At 66.9% G+C, this 21,367-nt stretch carries 22 protein-coding genes; 12 read left to right on the forward strand and 10 right to left on the reverse strand.

What is annotated here, in order from left to right:
• Positions 1–3: 3 nt before the first annotated feature.
• The 4 genes from ACIIOY_RS00245 to ACIIOY_RS00260 form a co-directional block, all read right to left on the reverse strand.
• Complete coding sequence (locus tag ACIIOY_RS00245) at positions 4–843, reverse strand: carbohydrate ABC transporter permease (RefSeq protein WP_411032597.1); 840 nt, start codon at positions 841–843, stop codon at positions 4–6.
• Positions 844–858: 15 nt separating this feature from the next.
• The gene (locus tag ACIIOY_RS00250; RefSeq protein WP_411032598.1) at positions 859–1,809 is read right to left on the reverse strand and encodes a carbohydrate ABC transporter permease; all 951 of its coding nucleotides are present in this window, start codon (positions 1,807–1,809) and stop codon (positions 859–861) included.
• A 280-nt stretch (positions 1,810–2,089) separates the two neighbouring features.
• The gene (locus ACIIOY_RS00255) at positions 2,090–3,349 is read right to left on the reverse strand and encodes an ABC transporter substrate-binding protein (RefSeq protein WP_411032599.1); all 1,260 of its coding nucleotides are present in this window, start codon (positions 3,347–3,349) and stop codon (positions 2,090–2,092) included.
• 14 nt (positions 3,350–3,363) lie between these two features.
• Positions 3,364–4,287, reverse strand: coding sequence for an N-acetylmuramic acid 6-phosphate etherase (locus ACIIOY_RS00260; protein ID WP_411032600.1), 924 nt, complete (start codon positions 4,285–4,287; stop codon positions 3,364–3,366).
• A 196-nt stretch (positions 4,288–4,483) separates the two neighbouring features.
• On the opposite strand from ACIIOY_RS00260, the gene ACIIOY_RS00265 reads away from it, so the two are divergent.
• From ACIIOY_RS00265 to ACIIOY_RS00295, 7 genes are all read left to right on the forward strand, one after another.
• Positions 4,484–5,371, forward strand: coding sequence for a glucosamine kinase nucleotide-binding domain-containing protein (locus ACIIOY_RS00265; protein ID WP_411032601.1), 888 nt, complete (start codon positions 4,484–4,486; stop codon positions 5,369–5,371).
• Positions 5,368–6,132 carry a GntR family transcriptional regulator gene (locus tag ACIIOY_RS00270; protein WP_411032602.1) on the forward strand — a complete coding sequence of 255 codons (765 nt, stop codon included), beginning with the start codon at positions 5,368–5,370 and terminating at the stop codon, positions 6,130–6,132. Before ACIIOY_RS00265 ends, ACIIOY_RS00270 begins: the two co-directional genes overlap by 4 nt.
• 24 nt (positions 6,133–6,156) lie before the next feature.
• Positions 6,157–7,179 carry an SIS domain-containing protein gene (locus ACIIOY_RS00275; RefSeq protein WP_411032603.1) on the forward strand — a complete coding sequence of 341 codons (1,023 nt, stop codon included), beginning with the start codon at positions 6,157–6,159 and terminating at the stop codon, positions 7,177–7,179.
• A complete protein-coding gene (nagA, locus tag ACIIOY_RS00280; RefSeq protein ID WP_411032604.1) occupies positions 7,176–8,336 on the forward strand; it encodes an N-acetylglucosamine-6-phosphate deacetylase in 1,161 nt (386 codons plus the stop codon). The genes ACIIOY_RS00275 and nagA overlap by 4 nt, the downstream gene beginning before the upstream one ends.
• A 92-nt stretch (positions 8,337–8,428) precedes the next feature.
• Positions 8,429–9,484 carry a dipeptidase gene (locus tag ACIIOY_RS00285; RefSeq protein ID WP_411032605.1) on the forward strand — a complete coding sequence of 352 codons (1,056 nt, stop codon included), beginning with the start codon at positions 8,429–8,431 and terminating at the stop codon, positions 9,482–9,484.
• A 22-nt stretch (positions 9,485–9,506) separates the two neighbouring features.
• Entirely contained in the window at positions 9,507–10,253 is a 747-nt protein-coding gene (locus ACIIOY_RS00290) for a copper homeostasis protein CutC (protein WP_411032606.1), read from the forward strand.
• Between the two features lie 62 nt (positions 10,254–10,315).
• Positions 10,316–10,822, forward strand: a complete 507-nt coding sequence (locus ACIIOY_RS00295) for a CreA family protein (protein WP_411032607.1) — start codon at positions 10,316–10,318, stop codon at positions 10,820–10,822.
• Positions 10,823–10,871: 49 nt separating this feature from the next.
• Here the strand turns inward: ACIIOY_RS00295 and ACIIOY_RS00300 are convergent, their stop codons facing one another.
• Together ACIIOY_RS00300 and ACIIOY_RS00305 are read right to left on the reverse strand one after the other, a co-directional pair.
• The gene (locus tag ACIIOY_RS00300; protein ID WP_411032608.1) at positions 10,872–11,234 is read right to left on the reverse strand and encodes a hypothetical protein; all 363 of its coding nucleotides are present in this window, start codon (positions 11,232–11,234) and stop codon (positions 10,872–10,874) included.
• A gap of 189 nt (positions 11,235–11,423) precedes the next feature.
• Positions 11,424–11,888 carry a chemotaxis protein CheW gene (locus ACIIOY_RS00305; RefSeq protein ID WP_411032609.1) on the reverse strand — a complete coding sequence of 155 codons (465 nt, stop codon included), beginning with the start codon at positions 11,886–11,888 and terminating at the stop codon, positions 11,424–11,426.
• Between the two features lie 263 nt (positions 11,889–12,151).
• Between ACIIOY_RS00305 and ACIIOY_RS00310 the strand changes: the two genes are divergently transcribed.
• The 4 genes from ACIIOY_RS00310 to ACIIOY_RS00325 all read left to right on the forward strand — a co-directional run bounded on the left by ACIIOY_RS00310 (position 12,152) and on the right by ACIIOY_RS00325 (position 16,311).
• On the forward strand, positions 12,152–12,310 hold the full coding sequence (locus tag ACIIOY_RS00310; RefSeq protein ID WP_411032610.1) for a hypothetical protein: 159 nt from the start codon (positions 12,152–12,154) through the stop codon (positions 12,308–12,310).
• Positions 12,311–12,437: 127 nt separating this feature from the next.
• Positions 12,438–13,037 carry an SCO family protein gene (locus ACIIOY_RS00315; protein ID WP_411032611.1) on the forward strand — a complete coding sequence of 200 codons (600 nt, stop codon included), beginning with the start codon at positions 12,438–12,440 and terminating at the stop codon, positions 13,035–13,037.
• A gap of 80 nt (positions 13,038–13,117) precedes the next feature.
• Positions 13,118–13,999: a 50S ribosomal protein L11 methyltransferase gene (locus tag ACIIOY_RS00320; RefSeq protein ID WP_411032612.1), complete on the forward strand. Its 882-nt coding sequence runs from the start codon at positions 13,118–13,120 to the stop codon at positions 13,997–13,999.
• Positions 14,000–14,475: 476 nt separating this feature from the next.
• Positions 14,476–16,311: an aminopeptidase P family protein gene (locus tag ACIIOY_RS00325; protein WP_411032613.1), complete on the forward strand. Its 1,836-nt coding sequence runs from the start codon at positions 14,476–14,478 to the stop codon at positions 16,309–16,311.
• Here the strand turns inward: ACIIOY_RS00325 and ACIIOY_RS00330 are convergent.
• The 4 genes from ACIIOY_RS00330 to panC all read right to left on the reverse strand — a co-directional run bounded on the left by ACIIOY_RS00330 (position 16,301) and on the right by panC (position 19,147).
• Positions 16,301–16,612: an AzlD family protein gene (locus ACIIOY_RS00330; RefSeq protein WP_411032614.1), complete on the reverse strand. Its 312-nt coding sequence runs from the start codon at positions 16,610–16,612 to the stop codon at positions 16,301–16,303. The two genes, ACIIOY_RS00325 and ACIIOY_RS00330, sit on opposite strands and share 11 nt — an antisense overlap.
• Positions 16,613–16,614: 2 nt before the next feature.
• Positions 16,615–17,349, reverse strand: coding sequence for an AzlC family ABC transporter permease (locus tag ACIIOY_RS00335; RefSeq protein WP_411032615.1), 735 nt, complete (start codon positions 17,347–17,349; stop codon positions 16,615–16,617).
• Between the two features lie 96 nt (positions 17,350–17,445).
• Positions 17,446–18,270, reverse strand: coding sequence for a 3-methyl-2-oxobutanoate hydroxymethyltransferase (panB, locus tag ACIIOY_RS00340; RefSeq protein ID WP_411032616.1), 825 nt, complete (start codon positions 18,268–18,270; stop codon positions 17,446–17,448).
• A gap of 1 nt (position 18,271) precedes the next feature.
• Entirely contained in the window at positions 18,272–19,147 is an 876-nt protein-coding gene (gene panC / locus ACIIOY_RS00345) for a pantoate--beta-alanine ligase (RefSeq protein WP_411032617.1), read from the reverse strand.
• Between the two features lie 269 nt (positions 19,148–19,416).
• On the opposite strand from panC, the gene ACIIOY_RS00350 reads away from it, so the two are divergent.
• Positions 19,417–21,354: a DEAD/DEAH box helicase gene (locus tag ACIIOY_RS00350; RefSeq protein ID WP_411032618.1), complete on the forward strand. Its 1,938-nt coding sequence runs from the start codon at positions 19,417–19,419 to the stop codon at positions 21,352–21,354.
• The last annotated feature ends 13 nt before the right edge of the window (positions 21,355–21,367 follow it).

Below are 21,367 nucleotides of genomic sequence, written 5' to 3' on the forward strand. Positions count from 1 at the left end.
GACTCACTTGACTGCTCCCGAGGTGATGCCGCGGATCAATTGCCGCGAGAAGACGAGGTAGAGGACGAGGACCGGGAAGATCGCCAGCGACAGCGCCGCAAGCACCGCGTTCCAGTTGGTGACGAACTGGCCGATGAAGATCTGCGAGCCCAGCGTCACCGTCTTGGTCGCCTCGCTCGGCGCCAGGATCAGCGGGAACCACAGGTCGTTCCAGATCGGTATCATGGTGAAGACCGCGACCGTCGCCATCGCCGGGCGCACGAGCGGCAGCACGAGGCGGAAGAAGATCGCGTATTCCGAGAGCCCGTCGATGCGGCCGGCATTCTTGAGGTCGTCGGAGACGGTGCGCATGAATTCCGACAGGATGAAGACGGCGAGCGGGATTCCTTGCGCGGTATAGACGAGGATCAGCGCCGTCAGCGTGTTGACGAGCCCCGTCGCCACCATGCCCTGGAGGATCGCCACCGTGCCCAGCCGGATCGGGATCATGATGCCGAGCGCGAGATAGAGCCCCATCAGCGCATTGCCGCGGAAGCGGTATTCCGAGAGCGCGAAGGCGGCCATGGCGCCGAAGAGCAGCACCAGCGCGATGGAGGCGACCGTGACGATGAAGCTGTTCTGGAAGTAGGACGCAAAGTCGCCGTGCCCCAGCACGGTGTAATAACCGACCAGGTCGAAGGTCTCGGGCGTGGGAAGCTGCATCGGGTTGCGGAAGATCGCATTGCGGCTCTTCATCGAGTTGATGAGCGTCAGGAACACCGGGAAGACCGACACCAGCGTATAGGCGATCAGCGCGAGGTGGACGAGCGAGGCGCGGGTGAGAGACGTGCGTGCCTTGGACATGTCAGGCCCTCCCGGTCAGAACTGGTAGCGGCGCATGCGCCGCTGGATGACGAAGAGATAGAGCGAGACGCCGGCGAGGATGATGAGGAACATGACCGTCGCGATCGTCGCGCCCATCGAGCGGTCGCCGAGCTGGAGCTGGAAACCGAAAAAGGTGCGGTAGAGCAGCGTGCCGAGGATGTCGGTGGACTTGTCGGGTCCCGCGAGCGCGCCCTGCACGGTGTAGACGAGGTCGAAGGCGTTGAAGTTGCCGACGAAGGTGAGGATCGAGATGATGCCGATGGCGGGAAGGATCAGCGGCAGCTTGATCTTCCAGAACTGGCTCCAACCCGTCACGCCGTCGCATTCGGCCGCCTCGATCACCTCGTCCGGGATGTTGAGCAGCGCCGCATAGATCAGCATCATCGGAATGCCGACATATTGCCAGACGGAGATCAGCGATACGGCGATGAGCGCGGTATCCGGCTTGCCCAGCCAGGGCGAGAACATCCATTTCAGGCCGACGAGGTCCATCAGGTAGGGCGAGACGCCCCAGATCGGCGAGAGGATCAGCTTCCAGATGAAGCCGACGATCACGAAGGAGAGCAGCGTCGGCAGGAAGATCGCCGTGCGGTAGAAGGCCGCGAAGCGCAGCTTCGGCAGCGACAGCATGGCGGCGAGCGCCACCCCGATCGGGTTCTGCACCAGCATGTGGATGGCGAAGAAGATGAAGTTGTTCTTCAGCGCGTTCCAGAAATCCGCCGCCCAGCGCTGGTCGCCGAACAGCACCTTGAAGTTGTTCAGGCCCACGAAGGCCGACTGGCCGTCCACCGTGTTGAACAGCGACAGGCGCAGCGTCTCGATGAGCGGCAGGATCATCACCGCCGAGTAGACGACGAAGGCCGGCAGCAGGAAGACGCCGATATGCCAGCGCGTCGGCCGCTTGATCGGCGGCGCTTCATCGTGGATGGAAGGTGTGTCGCTCATGGCCCAGCCTGCCCCGTCCGGTTGTTGTCCCAATAGTCCGCATGTGCGGATGCCGTGCGCGGCAAGCCTGCCGCACATGACGATTTCAGCATACACATTAGCGGCGGGGCCGCGCCCCGAATTTGCCCTTCGGCATCCTCTGTCCACCGGGACGAGAGGAAACGGCCGGCGCCTGTCGTTTCGAGCCGCGCCGCCGGAAACCCCTCCCCGCGCAGGCGGGGAGAGGACCGGGACGGCCGGAGCCGTCCCTCAAGCAGAGTTCAGCAGCCGGAAGAAAGGCTTACTTCGCCGGCTTGTACCAGCTGTCGAGGCCCTTCTGGAGCTTCTCGGCGGCGACTTCCGGCGTGTCGGTGCCGTTGATGACGTTGGCCGATTCCGTCCAGGTCTCGTTTTCGAGGTTCGGCGTGCCGCGCGACAGGATCTGGTAGGTCGAGCGGATCGTCGGCTGGCACTTCTCGCGCCAGGAGACGAATTCCTGCGCCAGCGGATCGTTCATCTTCACGGCCGTCGAGTTCAGGCTGAAGAAGCCCGGCAGCGAGTTGGCGTAGATGTCGGCGAATTCCGGCGAAGCGACGAAGCTCAGGAATTTCCTGGCGGCTTCGGCGTTGGCGCTCTTGGCGTTGAGGCCGATGCCGATGTCGTTGTGGTCCGAGATGTAGCAGGTGTCGCCGGCATTCTTCACCGGCGGCGGGAAGGCGCCCATCTTGAACTGCGCCTGCGTGTTGAAGAGGCCGATCTCCCACGAGCCGGCCGGGTAGATCGCGGCCCTGCCGAGCGTGAAGAGGTTCTGGCTGTCCGGATAGGTCTGCGCCTCGAAGCCGTCGCCGAGATAGTCCTTCCACTTGGCCAGCACGCGGAACGGCTCGACCCACGGCTCGTCCGTCAGCTTCTGCGTGCCGGCGATCAGCGCCTTGCGGCCTTCCTCGCCCTTCCAGTAGGTCGGGCCGATGTTCTGGTAGCCCATGGTCGCGGCCTCCCAGAGGTCCTTCGTGCCCATGGCGAGCGGGATGTATGTGCCGTTCTCCTTGATCTTGTCGAGCACGGCGAAGAATTCCGCTTCCGTCGTCGGCACCGAGAGGCCGAGCTCGGCGAAGGCGTCCGCATTGTAGATGAAGCCGTGGATGACCGAGGCCATCGGCACGCAGAAGGTCGTGGAGCCGTCGTCCGTCGTCCAGGCGGACTTGGCGACGTCGGAGAAGTTCTCCATGCCCGGCAGGTCGTTCAGGCTGGCGAGATGGCCCTTGTTGAAGAGCTCGAGCGAGGCGTCGAACGGACGGCAGGTGATGAGGTCGCCTGCCGAGCCGGCGTCGAGCTTGGCGTTCAGGGCGGCGTTGTACTCGGTCGGCGCGGACGGCGAGAAGACGACCTTGATGCCCGGGTTCTTCGCCTCGAAGGCCGGGATGATCTTTTCCTGCCAGATGGAAAGGTCGTCGTTGCGCCAGCTCTCGATGGTCAGCGAAACGTCCTGCGCCTGCGCGAGCCCGGCGGTGCCGAGGATGCTCGTGGCAAGGAGCAGGCCCTTGATTGCGTTGCGTGTCATGTCATTCTCCCCTTTTATGCGCCGCAGCGCGTTTTGAGACCATTGTGTCCAAGAGCCTTGAGGGCGCGCCGGAGGCTCTGCCCCGAGCGGTCCAGCGCCGCCTGCGCGGCATTCGCGTCCTGCGCCCCGGCGGCGAGCAGGACCGCGGTCTTGACCGAGCCGCCCGAGCGGGCAAGCAGGCTTTCCGCCTCGTCGAGGCCGACGCCGGAAATATCGGAAACGATGCGGCAGGCCCGCCCCTTCAATTTGATGTTGTCGGCCTTGAGATTGACCATGTGCCCGTCGTGCACATGGCCGAGATGGATGCCGACGAGCGTCGAGAACAGGTTGAAGGCGATCTTCTGCGCCGTTCCCGCCCCCATGCGCGTCGAGCCGGAAATGACCTCCGGCGGCGTCTGAAGCAGGATCGGGACGTCCGCGCCCTCGAAAAGCGCCGCGCCGGGATTGTTCGCGAGCGCCACGATGCGGGCGCCCCTTTCCCTGGCATATCCTGCGACGGCCAGCGCATAGGGCGTGCTGCCGCTTGCGGAGACCGCGATCACGCAGTCGCGCGGGCCGATGCCGGCAGCCGAGGCGTCGCGGACGGCAAGCCCGCGATCGTCCTCGTAACCGCCCGCAAGATCCTCAAGGCTCGCAGCCCCGCCGGCAATGAGGATGACGATGCGGTCGCGGGAAATGCCGTAGGTTCCGGGAAGCTCCAGCGCGTCGGCCATCGCCATCAGGCCGGAGCTGCCGGCGCCCGCATAGACGAGGCGGCCGCCGGAAAGAAGCGCGTCGGCGGCAAGGCGGGCCGCGGCGGCGATGTCGCCGAGCGCCGCGTCGACCGTGGCGGCCGCGGCCTTCTGCGCGTCCGCAAGAACCGTCAGCACGTCCAGCGGCTGGCGCTCGTCCAGCCCGTCCGCCTGATCATGCCTGCCTTCGGTCCTGCCTGCGGCCATCGTCGTTCTCCTCTGGCCCAAATTAATGCCAAAAAAATACCACTTGTCCATAGAGAATTAACTTTTGAGATCACTTTTTTGACGGTTGATATTTTTACATATTAAAATCAATAATTTGAAAGAAAGCTCATTTTCCAGACCACCATACCCCTTGGTTAATGGTATTTTTTTGGTATCGTTTCTCTCGGAGGTGGCCATGACGGATTACATTCTCGGTATCGACGGCGGAGGAACGAGCTGCCGTGCGGCGGTGGCAAGCCCGAACGGCGTCATCCTCGGGCGCGGCAAGAGCGGCGCGGCCAATATCCTGACCGACCCCAACAATGCGATCATTTCCATCACGGAAGCGGCCAAGGCCGCCTTTCGCGATGCCGGGCTCGACGAGTCCGGCGTCAGCCGCGCCTCAGCCTTCCTCGGCCTTGCCGGCACCAATGTCGGCGACCTCACCCGCTATGTGCACGACCGCCTGCCCTTCCGCCATACCGACATCGATTCCGACGGCCTGGTCGCCCTGCAAGGCGCGATCGGCGACGAGGACGGCGCGGTCGCGATCCTCGGCACCGGCTCCATCTATATGGGACGCAGGAACGGCACGGTCCGCTATATCGGCGGCTGGGGCTTCACGGTCGGCGACCTCGGCGGCGGCGCGCGCATCGGCCACGCGCTCCTGCAGGAGGCGCTGCTCGCCCACGACGGCGTGCATCCCCGCTCGGCCGTCACCTCCGCGGTGCTCGACGAGTTCAAGCACGATCCGCGCGGCATCGTCGAGTTCGCGCGCCTCTCCAAGCCCGGCGACTTCGGCCGCTATGCCCCGCTCGCCTTCGAATATGCGCGGCAGGGCGATCCGCAGGCGATCGCCATCGTCAAGGCAGGCGCGGCAGCGGTCAGCGAATCCCTCGACGCCGTCATGGCGCTTGCCGGCGCCCCGCAGCTCTGCCTGCTCGGCGGTCTTGCGCCGCTCTATCCGGAATGGCTTTCCGAGCGGCATCGATCGATCCTGGTCGAAGCGAAGGCCGACGCCCTGACAGGAGCTGTCGCGCTTGCCGCCAAGGGCCACAGGAAGCGCACGGGGGCCGCCGCATGACGACAGCACTGTCGGCCATCCTGAGCCCCGAGAGCCTCCAGTCCGGCGCGCCGGGCCCGCTCTACCTGAAGCTCCGCCAGACCCTGGAGGACGCGATCACCTCCGGCAAGCTCGGCTACGGCGACGCCCTGCCCGCCGAGCGCGACCTTGCCGACCATGCCAATGTCAGCCGCGTCACCGTGCGCAAGGCCGTCGACGACCTCGTCAAGGACGGGCTGCTCGTCCGCCGCCACGGTTCCGGCACCTTCGTCGCAAAACCCGTCGCCAAGGTGCAGCAGTCGCTGTCCCGCCTCACCTCCTTCACCGAGGACATGGCGCGGCGCGGGCTGACCACCCGCGCCGAATGGCTCGACCGCGGCCTCTTCCATCCCTCCCCCGACGAGATGATGATGCTCGGCCTGCCGGCCGACGCGCTCGTCGCCCGGCTCGGCCGCCTGCGCATAGCCGACGGCATGCCGCTCGCCATCGAGCGCGCCTGCATCTCCGCCGAGTTCCTGCCCGACCCGCTCCAGGTGCACGATTCGCTCTACGCCGTGCTGGAAAAGCGCGGCTGCCGCCCGGTGCGCGCCGTCCAGCGCATCTCGGCCTACAACATGAAGGATCCCGACGCCGCCATGCTCGGCGTGCCCGCGGGTTCGGCAGGGCTTTCCATCGAGCGGGTCTCCTATCTGCGCACCGGCCGGGTCGTCGAGTTCACCCGCTCGATCTATCGCGGCGACGCCTATGACTTCGTCGCCGAACTGACGCTGTCGGAGACGTGAGCGTCCAATCGCAAAGGCAATTCCATGCAGACCAACATGCGCAGAGAGATCGACGAAATCCCTGAAGCGGCGGCCCGCCTGCTGGCAAGCTCGGCCGGTGCGATCGCCGCCGCCGGCAAGGCGCTGCGCGTGCGTGACCCGCAGTTCTTCGTGACGGTCGCCCGCGGTTCCTCCGACCATGCCGCGCTCTTCCTGAAATACGCCATCGAGCTGACCGCCGGCCGGCCGGTCGCCTCGCTCGGCCCGTCGCTCGCCTCGATCTACGGCGCGAAGCTGAAGCTCGGTGGCGGGGCGGCCATCGCCATCTCCCAGTCCGGCAAGAGCCCGGACATCGTCGCCATGGCGGAGGGCGCGACGAAGGGCGGCGCGGTCTCCATCGCGCTCACCAATACGCTGCCCTCGCCGCTGGCGGACGCCTGCCTGCACCCGCTCGACCTCTCCGCCGGGCCGGAACTCAGCGTCGCGGCCACGAAGTCCTACGTGAACTCCATCGTCGCCGGCCTTGCCGTCATCGCCGAATGGACGGGCGACGCCGACCTCGACCGCGCCGTGAAGGACCTGCCGGAACAGTTCGCCAGGGCTGCGGCGCTCGACTGGTCCGACCTTGCCGGCGACCTTGCCGAAGCCCAGTCGCTCTACGTGCTCGGCCGCGGCCCCGGCCTTGCGATCGCCAGCGAGGCGGCGCTGAAGTTCAAGGAGACCTCGGGCATGCATGCCGAGGCCTATTCTTCCGCGGAAGTGCTGCACGGCCCCGTCGCCCTCGTCGGCCCCTCCTTCCCGGTCGTCGCGCTTGCCGCACGCGATGCGGCGGAAGCCTCCGTCACCGGCATGGCCGACAGCCTTGCCGAGCACGGCGCCTATGCCGGCGTCACGGCGGCGGGCGCCAGGAGCGCCCGCAAGCTGCCCTTCGTCGCCACCGGCCATCCGATCACCGACGCGCTCGCGCTCATCGTGCCCTTCTACGGCTTCGTCGAGGCCTGGTCGCGCGGCAAGGGCCTCGACCCGGACAAGCCGGTCAACCTCAAGAAAGTGACGGAAACCCGATGACAGCGCTCACCGCCATTACCGGCGCCCGGATCTTCGACGGCGATTTGTGGCATTCGGACAGCGCGCTGCTGATCGAGGACGGCAAGGTCGCGGCCATCGCCGCCAGCCGCGAGGTGCCGGACGGCGCCCGCACGGTGCCCATGGACGGGCTCTCGCTCGTCCCCGGCTTCATCGACCTCCAGGTCAACGGCGGCGGCGGCGTGCTTCTCAACGAGCGGCCGGACCCCGAAGGCATCCGCACCATCTGCGCCGCGCACGCCCGTTTCGGCACGACCGCGCTCCTGCCGACGCTGATCACCGACAGCCGCGAGGTGACGGCGGACGCCGTCGCCGCCGGCCTTGCCGCGCGCCGGGCGGGAGTCCCCGGCTTTCTCGGCCTCCACCTCGAAGGCCCGCACCTTTCCATCGCCCGCAAGGGCGCGCACGATCCGGCTTTCATCCGCCCGATGGACGGGACGGACCTCGACCGGGCCGTCACGGCGCGCAAGGGGCTCGAAGCCCTCCTGGTGACGCTGGCGCCGGAAAGCGCGACGAACGAGCAGATCGCCGCGCTCCATGCGGCGGGCGTCACCGTCAGCCTCGGCCATTCCGATTGCGGCTATGAAACCGCGGCAGCGGCCGTCGAGGCGGGCGCGCGCATGATGACGCACCTCTTCAACGCCATGAGCCCGCTCGGCAACCGCGAGCCCGGCATGGTCGGCGCCGCGCTCGACCTCGGCCATCTCAATGCCGGCCTGATCGCCGACGGCTTCCACGTGCACCCCGCCTCCATCCGCGCGGCGCTGCGGGCCAAGCGCGGCCCGGGCCGCATCTTCCTCGTCACCGACGCCATGCCGACGATCGGCACCGACATGACGGGCTTTTTCCTGAACGGCCGCGAGATCTTTCGAAAGGACGGGCGCCTGACGCTCGCCGACGGCACGCTCGCCGGCGCGGATATCGATATGGCCTCCTGCGTGCGCTACATGCGCGACGTGGTCGGGATCGAACTGGAGGAAGCCTTGCGCATGGCCTCGCTCTATCCCGCCGAGGCGATCGGCATGACGGGCCGCAAGGGCCGCCTGACGCATGGCCACGACGCGGATTTCGCCGTCATCGGCGAGGGTGTCGACGTGGTCTCCACCTGGATCGGCGGCACGCCGGTTTTCGCCGCCTGACGCAGAGGACCGCCGCCGCGGTCCTTGCGGGCGGCGGCGGAATCGGCTCTACCCCAGCCGGAATGGACGCGTTTTCGATCCGGGAGCGGCATATGCAATTGATCTTCGACGGCCACAACGACGTTCTCCTGCGCCTGTGGGAGCATGCGAAACGCGGGGCCGATCCGGTCGCCGAATTCGTGAATGGCACGGAAGAGGGCCATATCGACGCCCCGCGCGCGCTGAAGGGCGGCCTTGCCGGCGGTTTCTGCGCCATGTTCATCCCGCCGAACGAGGATTATCCGCCGCGCGAGCTGGATGAAAACGGTCATTACAGCATCCCGATGGTCGGCCCGCTGGAGCAGCCGGCCGCCCTTGGCACCGCGCTCGAAATGGCCGCGATCGCCTTCCGGCTGGAACGGGCCGGCGCGCTCTCGATCTGCCGTTCGACCGCCGACATCCGCGCCGCGATGGATGCCCGCCGCTTTGCCGCCGTCCTCCATATAGAAGGCTGCGAGCCGATCGCCGAAGACCTTTCCACGCTGGAGACGCTTTATGCGGCGGGCCTGCGCTCGCTCGGCCCCGTCTGGAGCCGGCACAACCGCTTCGGCCACGGCGTTCCCTTCGCCTTCCCCTCCTCGCCCGATACCGGCCCCGGCCTCACCGAGGCCGGCGTCGAGCTGGTCAAGGCCTGCGACCGGCTCGGCATCATGATCGACCTCGCCCATATCACCGAACAGGGCTTCTGGGACGTGGCGCGCGAAAGCACGCAGCCGCTCGTCGCCACCCATTCCAACGCCCATGCGCTGACGCCGATCTCGCGCAACCTCACCGACCGCCAGCTCGACGCGATCCGCGAGCGCAAGGGCATCGCCGGCCTCAACTACGCCACCACGATGCTGCGCGCCGACGGCCTCGAAGACGCCGACACGCCGCTCTCCGACATGGTGCGCCACATCGACCACATGGTCGAGCGCATGGGCATCGACTGCGTGGCGATCGGCTCGGATTTCGACGGCGCGACGATCCCCGCCGCCATCGGCGACGCCGCCGGGAACCAGGCGCTCGTCGAAGCGCTGCGCGGTGCCGGCTACGGCGAGGACGACCTTGCCAAACTCTGCCGCGAAAACTGGCTGCGGCTCCTCACAACCGTCTGGCGGGAAGCCTGACCCTCGACCTCGGAAAGACGCCATGACCAAGCCCCTCATCGAACTCTGCGTCGAAGGCATCGACGGTTTCCTCGCCGCCCAGGCGGCCGGCGCCGACCGGGTGGAGCTCTGCGCGAGCCTGATGGAGGGCGGCCTGACGCCGAGCCTTGCCACGATCCGCGCGGCGGTGAAGGCGGCGCGCATTCCCGTCCACGTCATCGTCCGCCCGCGCGGCGGCGATTTCCTTTATTCGGAGGCCGAGTTCGAGACCATGGTGGAGGACATCAGGGCGCTGCGGAGCGAGGGCGTCTCCGGCGTCGTCATCGGCTGCCTGACGCCGGACGGCCGGATCGACGAGGCGCGCACGAAAACGCTGGTCGACACCGCGCGGCCGATGTCCGTCACCTGCCACCGCGCCTTCGACATGACCGCCGACGCCCGCGAGGCGCTGGAAGCGCTCATCCGCTGCGGCGTCGACCGCGTGCTGACCTGCGGCCAGCGCGACACGGCCCTCGAAGGCATGGCGATCCTGAAGAGCGCCGTGGAGCAGGCCGCCGGCCGCATCGTTGTCATGGGCTGCGGCGCGCTCGATGCGTCAAACATCCGCAGGGTCCGGGACGGGGCCGGCCTTGCCGAATTGCATTTCGCGGCGCTGAAGACCGTGCCGAGCGGTATGGCCTTCCGCAATCCGCATGTCGGCATGGGCGGTACGGAGAAGGACCGGGAATACCAGCTGACGCTGACGGACGAGGATGCCGTGCGCGCGACCATCGCCGCCGCAAAATCCTGACGCTTGCGTCTTGCAAGCAGCGGGCACTCGCCCTTACGTGTTGGTGAACAAGGAGACCCGCCATGCCGCTCAAGCCTTTCCCATCCGCCAGCCTGCGCCCGGCCGTCGCCGCCGGCCTGATAGCACTCGCCACCCTGCCCGCCGCCGCCGACACGGTCGGCAAGGTCGGCGTCGACTGGATCGGCAACGACATCTATATCGACGCGCTGACGGACCCCGAGGTCACCGGCATCACCTGCCATGTCACCTATTTCGACCGCAGCGTCATCGACCGCCTGAAGAAGGGCAACTGGTTCGAGGATCCCTCGAACAATGCCATCGCCTGCCGGCAGACCGGGCCCATCACTGTCGGCGACATCGAATTGGACCGGGAGGGCGAGGAGGTCTTCAAGTCCGGCCTGTCGCTGATCTGGAAATCGCTGATCGTCACGCGCATCTACGACAAGAAGAACGACACGCTCATCTATCTCGCCCATTCGCGCGAACTGACGGAGGGATCGGCCAAGATGTCGATCTCCACCGTGCCGCTCTACGGCCAGGACGTCACCTGGACGAACGGCAAGCCATGAAAAACGCCCCGGCAGAAACTGTCCGGGGCGCTTTTTTGAAGGCGGCAACTTACTTGACGTAGACGATCTTGCCGCCGTCCGCTGCCGTCGTGATTTCCACGACGTTCTGCAGCTGGACATTCTTCGAGGCAAGGATCTCGGCCAGGCCCGGATCGGACTGCAGTTCGGCCTGGGTCTGCTCCAGGACGGCCGGGTCCTTGGACTTCGAGGTCAGCCGGTCGTAGTCCTCACGCTTGCTGTCGTCGGACTCAAGCGAGGAGATGGCGACGACATTCACCTTGTCGGCCGTGATGGAGCCCGTCGACAACGTGTCTGCGGTCGCGCCGGTGGTGGATTCCTGCGCATAGGCAATGCCGGCGACCGGCGATACCGCGAGCAGCGAAGCAAGGGCGATAGTAACTGTCTTCTTCATTGCATTTCTCCACTGTTTCGTTTGTGAGAAGCATGAAGAAAACGGAAGCCCCTTCGTTTGGTTCCTGGCGAATTACGGCAAGATCAAGGTTTTTATTTCAGTGATATTCAGCGACGCTGTCCTGCAAACGGCCGCATGCGCCCGCCGCAAGCCGGCGGAGGCGCATGCGGACCGATCCATCTGACCGCCTCAGGCGGCTTGGGCGAGTTCGTCGGCGATGACGGTATCGAGATTGAGGAAGCAGACCATCGACTTCTCGAGCGCCACGATGCCGCGGCAGAAGGCGCGCTGGGCTTCCGGAATGATTTCCGGCGGCGGCTGCAGCGCCTCGCTCTTGATGGTCATCATGTCGGAGACCTGCTCGACGAGGAGGCCCACCAGCTTGCCGGCGATGTCCGTGACGATGATCGCCGAGCGCTCGGAAGGCTCCGTCATCTTCATGCCGAGGCGGCAGGCCATGTCGATGACCGGGATCACCGCGCCGCGCAGGTTGATGAGGCCGAGCACGTAGGGCGGCGTATGCGGCATCGGCGTCACCGGGGCCCAGCCGCGGATTTCGCGGATGGCCATGATGTCGATGCAGAATTCCTGCTCTCCGAGATGGAAGGAGACGATTTCGAGATAGGCGCCGGACTGCTTGATGGCGTTGGACATGGACAAGACCTCTTCCCGACAGGGAACGAACCGTTTGAGATGCGCAGCTCGCCGTCTCCGGCGCGCGGCGGACGTCATGTCCTGAAGCCGTCGAGGCCTATTGCGCGTTTCCGGAGGGTGGCAAAGAGAGATTAAGCAAAGCCTAAGGAGGGCGTGCCGGAACTTGCATTTCAGCGGGTTTCGATAAATCCCGCCCGAAACACCTGGCGTTGCGGCGGACGGCCTCGGTTTAAAAACCTGGCGTTTCATGCTATGCTTCGCGCATGGACAAGTCCGATCGCCGATACACCGTCCTGCCGGCCGCGCTGATCGCGCTGGGCCTCGGCGTCATGGCCGCAACCGCCGCCTTTGCCGGCTGGCTCGAGCACGGCACGGCGATCTTCCTCAGCCTCGCCGAATCCGGCATGGCCTGGTGCTTCTGATCACGATTGCGCGAGCCTTCCATGTCTGCCCGCCGTTGCGGCAATTGGCGCGTTTGCGCACCCCGGCGGGAAGGACTATGAAACCGGCGAACGGCTCTCGCCGACATAGCCCGATCGAAGGACTGCCATGAAGACCCTGCGCCTCGTACTGTGGATCGCCGTCGCTCTTGTCGCGGCCCTGCTCGGCTGGCTGACGCTGGAAATGACCCGGACACGGGAGCAGGTGGCCGGCGGCCCGTTCGGCGTGCCCTTCGAGCTCGTCGCGCAGGACGGCAAGCCGATCACCGAAAAGGCCTTCACCGGCAAGCCGACCGCCCTCTTCTTCGGCTTCACCCATTGCCCGGAGGTCTGCCCGACGACGCTGTTCGAGCTCAACGGCTGGCTTACGAAGGTCGACCCGGATGGCTCCAAGCTCCAGGCCTATTTCGTGACCGTCGACCCCGAGCGCGATACGCCCGAGATCATCGGCCAGTATGTCGGCAATGTCTCCAAGCGCATCACCGCCATTTCCGGCCCGCCGGAAAAGGTGCTGGAAATGGTCAAGGGTTTCCGCGTCTACTACCGCAAGGTGCCGCTCGACGAGGCTCAGCCCGATGGCGACTACACGATGGATCACACCGCGTCCGTGTTCCTGCTCGACGCCGACGGCCGTTTCACCGGCACCATCGCTTACGGCGAGAATCCCGACGTCGCCGAGCAGAAGCTCGCGAACCTCATCAAGCGATGAGCGCGGCAGCCGGCGTTCCACCTTTGCCCTCGGCTTTCGGACATGCTAGGCGGGCCTGGAACAACAGGGACCCGCAAGCCGTGAGCGAAATCCGCCTCTACATCACCACGACCGAGAAGAAGGCGGAAGCTGCGCTTGCGCTGATGACCGATGCCTTCGAGGACGAGGGCTACGCCATCGCGACGATGGAGATCGACGAGAAGAACGACGTCTGGGAAGCTTCCGTCTACATGTTCAAGGAAGACGAAGAGGCGATCCGCGACCGTTTCGCCGCCCTCCTCGCCGCCGATTTCCCGGGCGTCGAGATCGAGCGCGAGGTCCTTCCCGACATCGACTGGATCGCCAAGTCGCTGGAGGGCCTGAAACCGGTTCGCGCCGGTCGCTTCGTGGTGCACGGATCGCACGACCGCGGCACGGCGCGGGCCGGCGAGATCGCCATCGAGATCGATGCCGGCCAGGCTTTCGGCACCGGCCATCACGGCACGACGGCCGGTTGCCTCGAAGTCATCTTCGACGTGATGCGCGCCCGCAGGGTCAGGCGCGTGCTCGACCTCGGCACGGGCAGCGGCGTGCTGGCGATAGCCGCGCGCAAGCTGGCGCCGGTCCGGGTGCTCGCAACCGACATCGACCCGCTCGCCATCCGCGTCGCGCGCGAAAACGTGCGCCTCAACGGCATTGCAAGCGGCATCGCGCTGGAAACGGCCCCCGGCTTCCATTCCACCGCCTTCGGCCGCCACGGCCCGTTCGACCTCATCATCGCCAACATCCTCGCCCGCCCGCTGATGCGCATGGCGCCACAGCTTGCCGCCCGACTTGCACCTGGCGGCGACGTCATCCTTTCGGGCATCCTCGCCACGCAGCGCTGGAAGGTGCTTGCCGCCTATAACGGCGCGGGCCTGCGCCATGTGCGCACGATCTGGCGCGAGGGCTGGGTGACGATCCATCTCGACAACAGGCGCTAGGCCGGCGCGGTCATCGCCCCGGCCCGGCCATCCTTGCAAGCGCGGCATCGGGCAAGGGACAAAAAATAAAGGCGGTGCCAGAGGCACCGCCTATAGACCGGCGAACCGGCCATGCCCGCGAGCTTGAGGAGGAGGAGTGCTCAAGCGGGCCTATGCGTTCCGAGCGCCTTCCCGGAGGAGGGAGGAGGAGTGACCGGCAAGACGCCTGATCGGAACACCTAGCTTTTTGCGATCCGAAGGACTGGAGGAGGTTTCACTTCGTTTCGCTTGAAGCGCGTTTTGCGTTCGCTTCGTTGGCGCCGCTTATAATCGATTCAGGAAATCGAGGCAGGTCTTTTGGGGCATGGGTGCCATGCACGGGATGCATAAGTCCGGCGCGGGCCGCTTCGGAAAATCCGGGCAGCGCGCGCGTTTCCCTTGGGGAAGGGATCGGCTAGATTGCCGGCACGATTCATCGCCTCATCCGGAAGTCCTCCATGTTCCAGAGTTTCGACGTCACCTCCACGCCCCAGCACGGCCGCGAACGGGCCGATGCGCTGCGCGCCTCCTTCGATGCGCTCGGCATCGACGGCTTCCTCGTGCCCCGCGCCGACGAATACCAGGGAGAATACGTCCCGGCCTCGGCCGAGCGGCTGTCCTGGCTGACGGGCTTCACCGGCTCGGCGGGCGTCGCGCTGGTCATGCGCAACCAGGCGATCGTCTTCGTCGACGGCCGCTACGTCACGCAGCTGGCCGAGCAGGTGGACGGCGGCGTCTTCACCGGCGGCGACCTCGTCGGCGAGCCGCCGCATCTCTGGCTGCAGAACCACGCGCCGAAGGGATTCCGCCTCGGCATCGATCCGTGGCTGCACACCGGCGCCGAAGTGCGGCGGCTGGAAAAGGCGCTCGCCGGCATCGGTGGCGCGCTCGTCCTCCTGCCGTACAACCCGCTCGACAAGGCCTGGACCGATCGCCCGGCCGAACCGCTCGGCCGCGTCGCCATCCAGGCCATCGACCACGCCGGGGAGCTCGCCAGGGACAAGCTCGTGAAGATGGCGGAGGCTACGGCGAAGGCCGGCGCGGATGCGCTCGCCGTCACCGACCCCTCCTCCATCGCATGGATCTTCAACATCCGCGGCAGCGACGTGCCGCACACGCCCCATCCCCTCGCCCGCGCCATCATCCCCGCGGACGGCCGGCCGCTCCTCTTCCTCGACAAGCGCAAGACCGGCATCGAGCAGGAGGCCTATCTCACCCAGCTTGCCGACCTCGTGCCGCCTTCACAGTTCGACGAGCGGATCGCGGCGCTGGCGGCCGAAGGCAAGCGCATCCTCATCGACCCCGACCAGGCGCCCTTCGCGCTCGCCGGGATCGTCCGCTCCAGGGGCGGCACGCTGGTCGAGGCCGCCGATCCCGCCCGCCTGCCCCGCGCCTGCAAGAATGCCGTCGAGCTTGAGGGTTCCGCCCGCGCCCATCTGCAGGACGGTGCGGCCATGGTGGAATTCCTGGCCTGGCTCGACGGCACGGCACCGGGCTCGCAGACCGAAATCTCCATCACGCGGAAACTGGAGGAGGTTCGCCGCAGCGTGGGCGAGCGCCATCAGAACCCGCTGAAGGATGTCTCGTTCGATACGATCGCCGGCGCCAGCGCCCACGCCGCCATCATGCACTACCGCGTGACGACGGCGACGGACGCGATCATCGAGCCGGGCACGCTCTTCCTGATCGATTCGGGCGCGCAGTACATCAACGGCACGACGGACATCACCCGCACGGTCGCCATCGGCGCCGTGCCGGAGGAGCAGAAGCGCTTCTTCACATTTGTTCTGAAAGGCATGATCGCCATCAGCACCGCGCGTTTCCCGAAAGGCACGCGCGGCTGCGACCTCGATCCGCTCGCCCGCATCGCGCTGTGGAAGGCGGGCGCCGACTACGCCCACGGCACCGGCCACGGCGTCGGTTCCTACCTTTCGGTGCATGAAGGCCCGCAGCGCATCTCGCGGCTTTCGACGCAGGAGCTGCTTGCCGGCATGATCCTGTCGAACGAGCCGGGCTATTATCGCCCCGGCAGCTTCGGCATCCGCATCGAGAACCTGGTCCACGTCCTGCCGGCGGCGCCCGTGGAGGGCGGCGACACGGAGATGCTCGGCTTCGCGACGCTGACCTTCTGCCCCATCGACCGCCGGCTCGTCGTGCCCGCCCTGCTGACGGACGACGAGCTCGCCTGGCTCAACGCCTATCACGCCGAGACGCGCGAGAAGATCGCCCCGCTGCTGCCGGACGAGGGCGCGAAAGCCTGGCTCGAAAAGGCGACCGCGCCGATCAGCCGATGAAATGACGCAAGATCATCACGGTGATCCAGCCGACGGCGAGCATCGGCAGGAGCGCCATGCGCAGGCCGAGCAGGAACGCGACCGCCATGGTGAGGCTCACGTCCAACCCGCCCGTCACGGCGGCCGGCGCCACCAGCGTCGTGAGCACCGCCGCCGGGACGGCGTTCAGCGCGGCCTCCGCGCGGGGCGGGATGCGCTTCATGCGCGTGATGAAGACATAGCCGCCGACGCGCGTGAGATAGGTCGCGACCGCGCCGGCAAGGATGATGAGCACTGTCTGCATGTGGAACAGCGCATCCATGCTCACGCCTCCCCTTCCACGGCCTCGCCGACCGGCGCCGCGCTCTCCCTGTCGTCCAGCGGCAGGAGCGCGGCGACGAGGATGCCGGCGAGCGCGCCGAGGCTGACATGCCACGGCGAGCCGACGAAGTGCAGCGCGAGGATCGAGCCCGCCGCCGAAGCGAGCACGACCGGCAGCCAGTTCGCCCGGCTGCGGAAGCCGAGCACGAGGCCCATGAAGTAGATCGGCAGCAGCACGTCGATGCCGATGGCCTTCGGGTCGCCGATCAGGTTTCCGAGGAAGCCCCCGACGACCGTAAGGCACAGCCAGGGCACGTAGACGCTGAGGCCGAGGACGATGGACCAGACATAGCCGACGCGGATGCCGGCATCGGCACGCCGCTCGGTTTCGGCGAACTGCGGGTCTGTCAGGAGAAAGAGCGAGGTCGCCTTCTGCCAGAAGGAAAGATGCCGGATATGCGGCGCGATGGCTGCCGAATAGAGCACGTGGCGGAAATTGACCGCGAATATCGACAGGACCACCAGCCACGGCGCGACATGATGATCGAAGAGCTCGACGCCGACGAGTTGGCTGGCGCCCGCATAGATCGTCGCGCTCATCAGCGCCGCCTCGGCGATCGTCAGGCCGTTGTCGACGGCGACCGCGCCGAACAGCACGGCAAAGGGCGCAGCCGCGATCGCGACGGCAATGCCACGCCGGAAAGCGTCGCTGATTTCTTCCTTGGTGGCGGGGGTCATGGAGCCTGCTCTAACTGACAACGGCCCAGCCATAAAGTAGGATCGCCCCACCGGCAAACCAATAGGGCTGATGGACCGTTCAGCGCCGTTGATCGATCAGCTCTTCTTGAGCTGGAACGTGTGCTCCGGCCCGGGAAAGCTGCGCGCCTTCACCTCCTCCGCGTACGTGGCGAAGGCCTCGCTCATCACCGGTGCGAGGTTGGCGAAGTGCTTGACGAAGCGCGGCTTGAAATCGGTGAAGATGCCGAGCACGTCGTCGACGACGAGAACCTGCCCGTCGCAGGCCGGCGACGCGCCGATGCCGATGGTCGGCACCTTGACATTGCCTGTGATCTCGCGCGCCAAAGGTTCGACCGTGCCCTCGATGACGATGGCGAAGGCACCGGCATCGTCGATGGCGGCGGCGTCGCGGCGGATCTTCTCGACTTCCTTGTCGTTGCGGCCGAGCGAGCGGTAGCCGCCGGTCGTGTTGATGAGCTGCGGCATCAGCCCCACATGGCCGAGCACCGGAATGCCGCGCTGGGTGAGGAAATGCACCGTCTCGGCCATCTCCGCCCCGCCCTCCAGCTTGATGGCGGAACAGCCGGTTTCCTTGAGGACCCGGGCTGCCGTGGCAAAGGCCTGCTCCTTCGATTGCTGGTAGGAGCCGAACGGCAGGTCCACGACGACGCAGGCGTTCGACGAGCCGCGCATGACCGCCTGGCCATGGGCGATCATCATCTCGATCGTCACGCCGACGGTCGAATCAAGGCCGTAGAGCACCATGCCGAGGCTGTCGCCGACCAGCATGAAATCGACATGCGGATCCATGAGCTTGGCGACCGGCGTCGTATAGGCGGTGAGGCTGACGATCGGACGCTGGCCCTTGAGGGCCCTGATGTCGGCGGGCGCCAGCCGGCGTTTCGCGGTGTGTACGCTCATGTCACGCTACCTTTGCAAATTTCGCGTTTTTCGGGCCGATGACCCGGTTGTCGAGGAGTTTCGTGCTCCCAAAGCGCACGAAAAGCAACAAAAGAACCGGTTTTTCGCCGACCGCATCGATTTCGGCGAGCGTTTCCGGATCGCGGACGGCGACCACCTCGGGCTGTGCCAGGGGCTCGGTGCGGATGAAGGCCGTCACCGCCGCCTCCAGCCGCTTCGCATCCCTTTCGCCTTCGCCGATCAGCCGTTCGGCCTCTTCCAGCGCGCGCGGCACGATGGCGGCGGCGGCGCGCTCCTGCGCCGAGAGGTAGACGTTGCGCGAGGAGCAGGCGAGCCCGTCCGCCTCGCGCACGGTCGGCACGCCGATCACCTCGACGGGCTGCGCGAGGTCCGCGACCATGCGGCGGATGATGGTGAGCTGCTGGAAATCCTTCTCGCCGAAATAGGCGCGGTCCGGCTGCGCGATGTTGAAGAGTTTCGTGACCACCGTCGCCACACCCGCGAAATGGCCGGGACGCACGGAGCCTTCCAGCTCGGCGCCGAGCTTCGGCACGTCGACGACCGTTTCCATCGGCCGCGGGTACATGTCCGCGACCCCGGGCGCGAAGAGGTAGTGCACGCCCTCTGCCTCCAGCATCGCCTGGTCGCGGGAAAGGTCGCGCGGATAGCGCGCGAGGTCCTCGTTTTCGCCGAACTGCAGCGGGTTGACGAAGATGGTGGCGACGACGATGTCGTTGTCGGCGAGCGCCCGGCGGGCAAGCTCCATATGGCCGACATGGAGGTAGCCCATCGTGGGCACGAGCCCGATCGTGCGCCCGTCGAGCCGGTGCGGCGCCAGCGCCGCGCGCAAATCCGCGATGGTGGTGAAGGTCTGCATCGGCGGTTCCTCCTTGCTCTCGCCCTCTCCCGCGGGCGATGCCGCCCCTGCGGTCTCTTCGGACCTCGTGAGGGGGCGCCGTTTTCTATCTTGTGCAGCGCAAAAAGACAATCGGCAAACGCCCGCGCCGCGCCCGCTGGGCAGGGTTGCATATTGCGCACTGTACATTTCGGCCGAGGACCATTAGAGAGCGCCCCAGCATGCCCGCGCACCGGGCTTGAGAGCGCGACGCCAGATCGTCGCGGAACCCGAATTCCGAAAGACCCCACATGACGAGTTTTGCAGGCCTCGCTCCGGCGATGGCAAAGGCGTTGGAAAAACGCGGCTACACCACCTTGACGCCGGTTCAGGTCGCCGTCTCCGATCCGGCGATCGGCGATGCAGATGCGCTGGTCTCCGCACAGACCGGCTCCGGCAAGACCGTCGCCTTCGGCCTGGCGCTCGCCCCGACGCTGCTTGAGGGCGAAGAGCGCTTCGCGCGCGCGGCAAGCCCGCTCGCCCTCGTCATCGCTCCGACCCGCGAGCTCGCCATGCAGGTCAAGCGCGAGCTCGAATGGCTCTACGAGATGACCGGCGCCGTCATGGCCTCCTGCGTCGGCGGCATGGACATGCGCACGGAACGCCGTGCGCTGGAACGCGGCGCGCATATCGTCGTCGGCACGCCGGGGCGCCTGCGCGACCATATCACCCGCGGCAACCTCGATCTCGGCGGCGTGCGCGCGGTGGTGCTCGACGAGGCCGACGAGATGCTCGACCTCGGCTTTCGCGAAGACCTGGAATTCATCCTCGAATCCGCCCCCGAGGACCGCCGCACGCTGATGTTCTCGGCCACCGTCTCGCGCGAGATCGCCTCGCTCGCCAAGAACTACCAGCGCGATGCGATGCGCATCTCGACGGCCGCCGAGCGGGAGCAGCATGTCGACATCGATTATCGCGCCCTCCTGGTGGCGCCCGCCGACCGCGAGAACGCCATCATCAACGTGCTGCGCTATTACGATGCGCAGAACGCCCTCGTCTTCTGCTCCACGCGCGCGGCGGTGAACCACCTGACCGCCCGCTTCAACAATCGCGGCTTCTCCGTCGTCGCCCTCTCCGGCGAGCTCAGCCAGAACGAGCGCACCCATGCGCTCCAGGCGATGCGCGACGGACGCGCCCGCGTCTGCATCGCCACCGACGTCGCCGCGCGCGGCATCGACCTGCCGAACCTCGAGCTCGTGGTGCACGCGGACCTGCCGACCAATCCGGAAACGCTGCTGCACCGCTCGGGCCGCACCGGCCGCGCCGGCCGCAAGGGCGTCAGCGCCCTCATCGTGCCGGTGAGCGCCCGCCGCAAGGCCGAACGCCTGCTGCAAGCCGCCAACCTCAAGGCGAACTGGGCAAGGCCGCCCTCGGTTGAGGAGATCCTGCAGCGCGACGACGAGCGCCTGCTAGCCGATCCGCTGCTTGCCGACAAGATCGCCGAGGACGAGGCGGCGACCGTCGAGGCGCTCGTCGCCAGGTTCGACGCCCGCCAGCTCGCCGCCGCCGTCGCCCGCTTCTTCAAGGCAGGCCGCTCGGCGCCGGAGGACCTGATCGAAGTCCCGCTCGAACAGCGCAAGCCGCGCGAACGCGGCAACGACGCCATTCCGGCCGAGACCAAGCGCCCGCGCGATTCCTTCGCCGCAAGCCTCTGGATTTCCGTTTCGGTCGGCCGCAAGCAGCGCGCCGAGCCGCGCTGGCTGATCCCGATGCTCTGCCGCAACGGCAACATCACCAAGAACGAGATCGGCGCCATCAAGATGCAGCCGGAAGAGACCTATGTCGAGCTTTCCGCCGACGCCGCAAACGGCTTCCTCGAGGCGATCGGCCCGGGCAGCATGCTGGAGCGCGGCATTCGCGTCACCGTCCTCGAAGGCCAGCCCGACCTCACCCCGCAGCCCTATACGCGCGCGCCCGGCGACAAGCCGGCAAAGCGCTACGACAGGCCGGCCCGCAGCGAGGAGCGCCGCGCCGACTGGAAGCCGCGGGGAGAGTTCGAGAAGAAGGCCCGTCCCGACGGGAAGCGCGACTTCGACAGGCCGGAGGGCACCGCCGCGAAGCCGAACCGGAAGGATCGCGACGAAAGCGGCAGGAAGCCTGCAAAACCCTTCGCCGGCCCCAAGCCCTTCAAGGGCAAGCGGGACGAAAGGCCCGGCAAGCCGAAGGGCAGGAAGCCCGACCGGCTTTGAGCCCTCGCGATTG

Origin of the sequence: Shinella agrisoli (genome assembly GCF_046557955.1) — a bacterium.
GTDB lineage: Bacteria > Pseudomonadota > Alphaproteobacteria > Rhizobiales > Rhizobiaceae > Shinella.